Below are 9,602 nucleotides of genomic sequence, written 5' to 3'. Positions count from 1 at the left end.
AGGCTAAAAACTGCAATGGATGTTCTTTGAGAGGCTCTTGTCACAAGAGTAAAGGCAATCGAATCGTTGAAATTAATCATAACCTCAGGAGGCATAAGCAGAACGTGAGGCAAAACTTATTCTCTGAGCAAGGATTAGCTCATAGATCCAAAAGACCTTGGGATGTAGAGGCTGTCTTTGCAGCCATTAAACACAATCGAGGCTTCCGCAGATTTATGCTTAAAGGCACCGATAAGGTGGAAATAGAGGCAGGATTACTCGCTATAGCTCACAATCTGGCCAAGAAGGCCGCTTGACACTAGCAAGCAATTGCTCTTCTCTAAAAATCTCCAAACAACCTGAGGAATCTTCTCCAAAAAACTCCACAAACAAAAAGACCGACTCAAATACTTTTGAGACGGCCTCTTTTTTTATGCCTTTCGCGGCAAGACCAACTGAATAAGTCCACTTAGCAATATGGTCAACAAGCACCCAATAGCATTGTACCATAAGTAGCCTAAAGTGATCACATCATAGACGGTCAGAAAATGAAATACAATAACAGTTATCTGTGCGATCATGGCAGCCCAAAATATGGCATTTCCCTGCACCTTTTTCAAAAAGAAAGCCACTAAGAAAATCCCAAGAATGGTGCCGTAAAAGATGGAACCTACAATATTCACGGCCTCAATAAGGTTCTCCGAGTTCTTCGCCAATATTGCAAAAGAGATAGCCAATATCCCCCAAAGCAAAGTCAATCCTTTAGAGATCAGCATATCATGCTTAGACTCACCTTTACTAATTAGTCTTCTGTAAATATCAACCGTGGTGGTTGATGACAAAGAATTAATCTCTGATGATGAAGACGACATAGCTGCTGAAAAAATTACTGCTATTAACAAACCAATTAAACCGTGTGGTAGGTAAGTGAGAATGAAAGTTAGAAAAACATAGTCTGAGTCTTTCGTCTCAATTGTAGGATCTGCTTTTACTAACAAGTCCTTCACTTCTTGTCTCACAGTCTTCGAAGCTTCATCCGCTGCCAACATTTTGGCTTCATTCAATTCATTAGGTTCTTGTACATATTGAAGTACTTGATTCTTACGCTCAGAAAGTTGATTTTCATATTTAGCTGACAACTCTTGATACTGCTGCTCATAAGGCGTGCCATTTAACTTTTGGACTGATACATCTTTGAAATGAACAGGCGGTGTGTAGAAAATAAAGAAAACATAAACCATCACCCCTGTTAGCAGAATGAAGAACTGCATTGGTATCTTCAGAATGGCATTAAACATCAACCCCATTCTACTCTCTGTGATATTCTTTCCTCCTAAGTAGCGTTGAACTTGTGACTGATCAGTTCCGAAGTAAGACAAGGCTAAAAACAAACCTCCAGTAAGTCCTGACCAAATCGTATATCGTTTCTCAACATTAAAATCAAAATCAACCGTATTCAGTTTATCCAGCTTTCCCGCAACGTCTAAAGCAGAAGAAAACGATACATAATCAGTAATATAAGCCACGATCACCCCAAAGGTGATAAACATTCCTGCCATGATAACAGCCATCTGCTGCTTTTGGGTAATACTCACGGCCTTGGTCCCTCCTGACACAGTATAGACAATCACAAGACCTCCTGTGATGAAAATGGTCATGGTAAGGTCCCAATCCAATATACTAGAGAGTATGATCGCCGGAGCATAAATCGTAATACCTGCAGCCAGTCCTCTTTGAATCAAAAACAATAATGCACCGAGCATTCTGGTCTTTAAATCAAATCTCGACTCCAGAAACTCATATGCCGTGTAAACCTTTAGCTTGTAAAAAATCGGGATAAAAACAGCAGAAACAATGATCAATGCGATTGGTAAACCAAAATAGTTCTGAACAAACCCCATCCCACTTTCATAACCCTGACCAGGAGTAGAAATGAAAGTAATTGCACTTGCTTGTGTAGCCATCACAGACAGTCCGATGGTACCCCAGCCAAGCGAATTATTACCTAATAGATACCCTTCAATGTTATTTTGCCCTCTGGTTTTGTACACTCCATAAGCAACAATTGACAACAGTGTACCGAACAGCACAATTAGATCTAGTGTATTCATTGATAAACTGCACTAAAAATGGACAATACAACTACAACAAGTACTAGAAATGCTGTTACCAACCAATAGATAGTCTTCCAACTTGAGAAATATGGTGGGGTATCCAATTCTCTTTCAGATTTTGACATAAGTCTGATTTATGGGTTCGTTTGTTTACCTCCTAATGAAATCATATTAACCAATAGCTTATATGCTCCTGGTACTCCAGCAGGCAACTCTCTGAAGAATGACAATCCAGAATAGCAATAATAACCCTTTCCATATTTAGCAATTAGCAAACTGCCGTCAGACTGGGGCTCTCCTGGATCATTCATACCAAGAATCGGCGTAAACTCATCAGACCATTCATTTGGAAAATAAAGTCCGCGCTCTTGCACCCAGCCATCCATGTCATTCATTGTGATTTTATTAGGGCTATTCAATACCGCGTGATTTGGTTTCAAGAATTTTACTTCAGAATCCTCTACTGTTACACGGTCTCTAGAAAGTTTCAACTCATAAGGAGCTACATCCTTTGTTACTAAGCGATGACTAGTATTGTATTGAACAATTAGGTTACCTCCGTTTTCTACAAATTGAAATAATTCGGTATTCTTAAAAGACAACCAGTCCAAAGTATTGAAAGCACGTACTCCTATCAAAATAGCATCAAAACCAGCCAAACGATCAGCAAAGATGTCGTCCTTATCCAATAATGTAACCTGATAACCAATCTCTCTAAGTGCATCAGGAACTTCATCTCCTGCACCCATCACATAGCCTATTTTAGCGTTTGTTTTTTTAACGTCCAGCTTTACCACTTTGCTCTCTGAAACTTGAAACAAATTCTGAAGAGGAATGTGATCATAATCTATCACTACTTTTTCTCGATTAAACGTCTCCTGACCAGCAACTAAAAATGGCTTAATAGTACCAATTGACTCTCCTTTTGGTGGAGTTAACATAAACTCAAATACTCTTTCTTCATTCTTAAATGAAAGAGCTACATCAAATGATTTTGGACTAAAGCTCCATCCTTTAGGAACATCCAACTCTAGTTTCCCAGAAAAATTATCGGTTCCTGAGATAACAGTTACTTCTACAGGCCTGGCATCAGAAGCAGAAAAAATCAACGACTGAGATTTTAAATTCAACATAGCCTTTGGCTGGATAATCAATGGAGTAACTACCTCTCCCTTGACCGGATCCGTTCTTCTAAAATTAACCGGAACAGGAATCTCAATTATTTGATCTCCAGATTTCAACGTCACATAACCAGTGATGGCAGGCAGGTTTTGAGGTAATCCGCGCAACAGTTGGTTGCTTACAGCATACATACCAATTGACGCAGTTTCCTCCAACCAATAAGGATTTGTAAATGAAGTATTTATCGGAAGAGCTACTTGATAACTCAAATTGATTTTCTGATTGTCTTCCATCTTCATTCCAACAAGAATCCGCTCGTTACTTGAAGAAAACCTAACCGCCTCTAGCTCCCAATTCATTGAAGATCTATTAACAGCTTCCAGGTTTATCTGAACAGAATCTCCAGGTGAATACGCCGGGCTTTCAGCATTTAGTGCTAAGTATGTGCCAGAAAGAATTAATAGCAACTCTTCTAGCTCTGCCAATTTCACTTCTTTCCAATATTGATCTGGAAGTGTAAGCAATGCAGATCTTGCAGCTAATAACTTATTCATTATTTGCAGTGGATTCTTAGAATCGAATCCATCTCTAGCCTCTGCCAACAATTGTTGAACAATTTCAGCTCCTTCAACTCGATCCCAGGACAAGTTCAATCCTTCAAATAAGCCTTGAGAAACCTCGTCTCCGCCCCACTGCTTGAAATATTCATATTCTGATCCTCTAGAACCTGAATTACCAAATCCCTGGCTCTTATGCATGCTTCTACTAAGAGCTGAAATCTCAGTGTACGAATAGCCTAGTGATGTATTGTACTGCCCTACATCTAATTTTAGATAATTTTTTGGATCAAATGTTTGCCCTGAGTTTCTAAAAAACCAAGAACTAGTGTTCCAGAAGATGCGCTTTGGCTGCCAGGTATCCACATACTTCAATTGTTCTGGAAATCTTTTAGGATCTCCACTCGCCTTAAATGCTTCCATTGCCAGAATGGCGGAGGCAGTATGATGACCATGGGTGATCCCTGGCTGGAGCGAAAATCTTGTAATCAACACATCAGGTTTAAATTTCCTAATAACCCACACAAAATCAGCAAGGACTTTTTCCTTATCCCAAATGGCAAATGTTTCATCTGGATGCTTGGAATAACCAAAATCATTTGCTCTGGAGAAAAATTGCTCCCCATTATCCGTTCTTCTTGCAGCTAATAATTCTTGAGTTCTAATTACTCCAAGTTTTTCACGTATTTCAGTTCCTATAAGGTTTTGACCTCCATCACCTCTTGTAGCAGCCAAATATCCGGTTCGCAAATGCATACCATTTGCTAAATAAGCTATTAACTGAGTGTTTTCATCATCTGGATGTGCCGCTATATAAAGTGCTGTTCCAAGAGTATTTAACTTATCCAGTCTTTGTTCAATACTGGATGAAGAGAATCTTGGTATTACCTGACTTCTCAAATTTCCAGCATATACAAGAAGAAATAAGAATATAAAAAGGTGCTTTTGTTTCATTTTGATGAGTCAATCCGTTTCTTCCAAATACAGGTATAACATGATTTTATTTCACGCCTACCTTTCTCTCTAACTTTCCAAACTGAAAAGTAGACAATATTTTAGTCGGAAAATTGCCATTTATTGTGTAATTTATGATTATTAAGGTAAAAGGGGAATTGATTATTTGATTGGTAAAACATTGCGAACACAAACTACTACCATCGAAATGGAAAAAAACACTATTCTTCTCGTAGATGATCATAAGATTATCCGAGATGGGTTGAAGTTGTATTTTGAAGGGAATGATAAATATGCCGTAGCCGCCGAAGCTGCCTCCGCCAGAGAAGCTCTCAAATTACTGGAAGAAAACGATTATGATATTGTAATCACAGACATCAGTATGCCAGAAATGGATGGAATACGATTTACTCAAGAACTCAAAGTATTTAAGCCCGAACAAAAAGTCATGGCGCTAACGATGATTAGCGAAAACCAACACATCAAGCACATGCTGTCGGCAGGAGTGAATGGATATATCCTAAAAAATGCTGATAAAAGTGAGATTTTTAAAGCTATAGACACCATACTAAGTGATGAGAACTACTTCTCAAGTGAAGTAACCAAAATCATCATGGATAATATGGCTGGTAAGAAAAAGCCCTCCAAACGTCTCACATTGGAAACACCACTAACAAGACGCGAAAAAGAAGTCCTTGAATTGATTGTAAAAGAGTATTCCAATCAAGAAATAGCGGATGCACTCTTTATCAGTGTTAGGACAGTTGATGCTCACAAAAGAAACTTATTGGAAAAAACCGGATGTAAAAACATTGCCGGCTTAGTGGTTTATGCAATAGAGCACAATATTGGATAGATCCTTTTCCCCTATTATTATGTCTATTTTAGTTGTCATGATTTAGGTATATGCCTATTTTTCAACAACTTACACTAGATATTACCCATGAGTAATAACACTGGGATAGATCATTTAGCGATTTATAGAGAAATTTTTGACCACTCATCTGAAAGCATAATGCTTTTAGATGAGCATGGTCTTATTACACTTGCAAACCAAAGTGCGCGTGATCTATTTGAAACCGAAAGTTTAGAAGGTAAACCAATCACAGACTTCTTTATTGGTGAAATCCTACTTAATACAAACTCAGAACACATTATTAACGGCTTCCCTTATCGAATAAAAGCAGAAGTTTTATCAAAAAGTCCATTTCGATCTATTCACTTCACCCCACTTTATCAATCCCCGGATCCCACTAAATGGTTTTCTGACATAAGTGACTTTTTTCCCGAACCAATGTGGATCATTAACAAAGAATATCAACTCGTAAATTACAATAAGGCTTTCAAGGATGATGTTGAGACTTTTAGGAAAAAAACGATCAAAAAAGGAGACAATGTACTATATCCGGAATACGATCCAGGTTATTTAAAATTCTGGAAAAATGCATACCAACATGCCTTTAAAGGAATTGAGAAAAAATACAATTTTGAACGTCCTGACCCAACCAATGGTAAATACTATTCCCTAATTGTTACACCGATTAAGAAAAAGAAAACCGTCATTGGTGCAGCTTGCTATACGCGAGACATTAGTGATTTCATCACACAAAATCAAAAACTAGAAATACATAGCCAAAAGCTTCAAAAAGCTTTCGACATGGCCCTGATGGCAGAATGGGAATACAATTTCACAACCAAAACATTCTGGTGGATATCTAAAACTCCTGACTTGCTCAAAATTAGGTCTGAATCACTCCCGGTTCATTGGAATTCCTTTATTGAGCTTGTTCATCCAGATTTTAAAGAACGAGTTATCCACTCTTTTGATAGCATTCAATCATCTAATTTTTTCAAGATTGATGTGAAAATGACTTTTGACAAGAGTCACTATATATGGGTTAAATTATATGGTACCGGAGTTGAAGAAAACCCGAAGGAGGGACTAAAACTCATAGGCATTATCCAAAACATCAATTCCCGAAAACTCGCAGAATTGCAATTAATTGAAAGTGAAAATAGGTACCGTGAGTTAATAGGTGTAGCACCTGCTATCATTTTTCAGTATAACATAACTGCGGACATTGGTCTATTTTATTCTGGTAAAGCAAAAGAAATTTTAGGTTATACCGTGGAACAATTAGTACGGACTAAAAACTTTTGGCCTTCAAAATTTCATCCTGATGATAAACAGCGACTTATTGACCATGCAATGGGTATTAAACCCGGAGATACCAGAGTGATCGAATATAGGATTCAACACAAGGACGGTCATTGGGTTTGGTTAAAAGAATATAGTATCGATGTGAAAAGTATTAAAGGTCAAACCATCTATACAGGGATGGCTTTTGATATTACAAAAGAAAAGGAAAACAAGATTCGGCTGAACCTGGCACTTGAAAGTGCAAATCTCGGTGTTTATGAACACGACTTAATTACCGATGAATTTATAATGGATGATAAGCTCCTTGCTCTGGTTGGGTACGAAAGAAATGAGCTACCTCTCACTTATCAAGAAATTATAAAAGTCATCATTCATCCAGATGAACAACAACGATCCGAGAAAATTCCAAAAGAAGCAATGGAATCCGGAATGAGTGACATAGCAGTAACCTATAACAAGCTTCTTCACAAAAGTGGAAAAACATTATTTATTGAAACTTATACAATTGTATCCAAGCGTGACCCAAACAATAACCCTGTAGAAGTCATTGGAACAGTAGTTGACATCTCTGAATCAAAACAACAAGAATTTCGACTTCATGAAGCAAATCAGTCTCTTCAAAAAATTATAGAAAGTGTCCCTGGAGTCGTTTTTAGATTTCCATTAGACTTTACGGCGTGCCCTGATTTTGTAAGTGATCAAATTGAAAACCTTACAGGCTACTCTGCTGAAGAGTTTTACCGTGAAGACGGTATAAAATATGTTGACCTTATCAATGATCATGATTTGGACCTGGCTACCACTGAAATATACAAAGCTGCAGAAGAAAATAGAGGTTACGAAATCAGTTATAGGCTCAACCACAGATCAGGATTAATCCTTTGGGTCTGGGAAAGAGGTGGATTCGTTGAAATTGATGGCAAAATTTACATTGAGGGATTCATGACGGATATTACTGATAAAGTCCGTGTGGAAGATCGAATAATATCTGCGACACTAAAAGCTGAAGATGCCGAACGATCTCGAATATCCCGAGACATTCATGATGGTCTCCAACAAACTTTAGTTTCATCTTTATTTACTTTTCAAGAATTGCAAACTAGAGTAGGTCCTTTAATAAACGACGAATTAAATAATCTATTTACCAATGCTCTGGAAACACTTCAGAATGGTGTAGCAGAGACTAGGCTCATTGCACACAGTATCATGCCCAAATCTATACAGGATTTCGGGTTAATTGAGACTCTAGAGTACATGATCGAAAACCTAAATCGTTCTTCTACTACCTCATTTAGACTTTTTCACAATCTTGATGATGACAACATATCCCCTGCAGAAGCCACTTCACTTTACAGAATTTGCCAGGAAGCCACCAATAACATCTTGAAATACGCTCGTTCAACTGAAGTAGAGATACAATTAATGAAGCATAATAACACCATCATTTTGAGTATTGATGACAATGGCATCGGATTCGACACGAAAAAAACCGATATGCTGTTCACGGGACTTGGCTTCTCTTCCATGAAAAGTAGAGCCAACGCCATATCAGCCACATTTGAACTCCATAGTATTCCGGGTAAGGGCACTAGTATAATAGTTGAAATGCCTTATGAATCAAACTGAATTTTTTCCCAGTTACCTGAAATATTGTATCCCAAAAACTCACCATTAATTTCTAAAGGTGATAACACATTGTTTTCATAAAGCTGCCCGGTACCAAGTCCTTGATAACCCGCATCCGGAAACTCACCTGCGAATTGTGCGATAGCATTTAATCCCACATTACTTTCCAGAGCAGAGGTAAGCCACCATCCGATTCCCAAAGTTTGAGCTATTTTAATCCAATCCATGGTAGCTCTCAACCCGCCTAGCAATGTTGGCTTAAGAATAATGTATTGAGGTCGAATCAACTTAAGTAGTTCCATTCTCCTGCTCTGCTCGTGATAACCGATAAGTTCTTCATCAAGAGCTACCGGCACACCAGTTTTTTTACAAATCAATTGCATGGCCTCAAATTGCCCTGCCATGATTGGTTGCTCAATGGAGTGAATTTTCAATTTTTCCAGCTCAGAGAGCCTGGAAAAGACTTCATTCGTTGGGAACCCTCCATTTGCATCTACTCGAATGACTACAGATGAAGATTTATTACGCAGGTATTCTAATACGGCCAACTCTTGACCAAAATCAATTGCCCCCACTTTGAGCTTGATACACTTATATCCTGCATGAAGTTTCCTATCAATTTGTTCCTTCATATAATCAGGCTCTCCCATCCAGATCAATCCATTGATTGGAATATCTTTTTCGGCAGAATAGAACTTGTTTTCATAAATTCTACTCACACCTCCATTTAACAGATCTAACATTGCGGTTTCCAGTGCAAACCTTAAACTTGGGAGCGAACTCGGCACTAATGAACTTGCTACAGAATAAACCTCCTCCTCTCTCAAGGGAAGTTCTTCCTCCATTAGCCTTTTTCTCAACTCAGGAATAAAATCCACCACTTCATCAATCGTCTCTACACTGAGTTTTTCTAATGGTGCCGCTTCACCAAGACCAAACTCATTGGGATTGTCCAGCAATGAAACTTTAATCAAACAAATCGGATGTTCCTTCAGCACTCCTCTGGACGTACCTGCATCAAATTTGAAATGTAGCGTTCTTACTGTTGATTCTAAGTTCATAGACGGTAAATTAACTGTATAAGCTAAA

Annotated in this window: 6 protein-coding genes; 3 read left to right on the top strand and 3 right to left on the bottom strand. The window is 38.2% G+C overall.

Annotation, left to right across the window (positions count from 1 at the left end):
• Positions 1–296, top strand: a 296-nt coding sequence (locus NXS00_RS11285) for a transposase (RefSeq protein ID WP_258099300.1), incomplete at its 5' end; no start/stop codon positions are given.
• A gap of 114 nt (positions 297–410) precedes the next feature.
• On the opposite strand, the gene NXS00_RS11280 is transcribed toward NXS00_RS11285, so the two are convergent.
• Together NXS00_RS11280 and NXS00_RS11275 are read right to left on the bottom strand one after the other, a co-directional pair.
• The gene (locus NXS00_RS11280) at positions 411–2,090 is read right to left on the bottom strand and encodes a sodium:solute symporter family protein (protein ID WP_258099299.1); all 1,680 of its coding nucleotides are present in this window, start codon (positions 2,088–2,090) and stop codon (positions 411–413) included.
• Between the two features lie 137 nt (positions 2,091–2,227).
• Positions 2,228–4,726, bottom strand: a complete 2,499-nt coding sequence (locus NXS00_RS11275) for a PIG-L family deacetylase (RefSeq protein WP_258099298.1) — start codon at positions 4,724–4,726, stop codon at positions 2,228–2,230.
• Between the two features lie 208 nt (positions 4,727–4,934).
• Here NXS00_RS11275 and NXS00_RS11270 point away from each other — a divergent pair, with 208 nt between their 5' ends.
• Both NXS00_RS11270 and NXS00_RS11265 read left to right on the top strand, forming a co-directional pair.
• Complete coding sequence (locus NXS00_RS11270; RefSeq protein WP_258099297.1) at positions 4,935–5,582, top strand: response regulator transcription factor; 648 nt, start codon at positions 4,935–4,937, stop codon at positions 5,580–5,582.
• A gap of 87 nt (positions 5,583–5,669) precedes the next feature.
• Positions 5,670–8,513: a PAS domain-containing protein gene (locus NXS00_RS11265; protein WP_258099296.1), complete on the top strand. Its 2,844-nt coding sequence runs from the start codon at positions 5,670–5,672 to the stop codon at positions 8,511–8,513.
• Here NXS00_RS11265 and NXS00_RS11260 read toward each other — a convergent pair.
• Positions 8,498–9,574, bottom strand: a complete 1,077-nt coding sequence (locus tag NXS00_RS11260; RefSeq protein ID WP_258099295.1) for an o-succinylbenzoate synthase — start codon at positions 9,572–9,574, stop codon at positions 8,498–8,500. The genes NXS00_RS11265 and NXS00_RS11260 overlap by 16 nt on opposite strands.
• Positions 9,575–9,602: the final 28 nt, after the last annotated feature.

This window comes from Marinoscillum pacificum (genome assembly GCF_024714495.1).
Lineage (GTDB): Bacteria > Bacteroidota > Bacteroidia > Cytophagales > Cyclobacteriaceae > Marinoscillum > Marinoscillum pacificum.
This window is presented reverse-complemented; position numbering and strand designations above follow the sequence as displayed.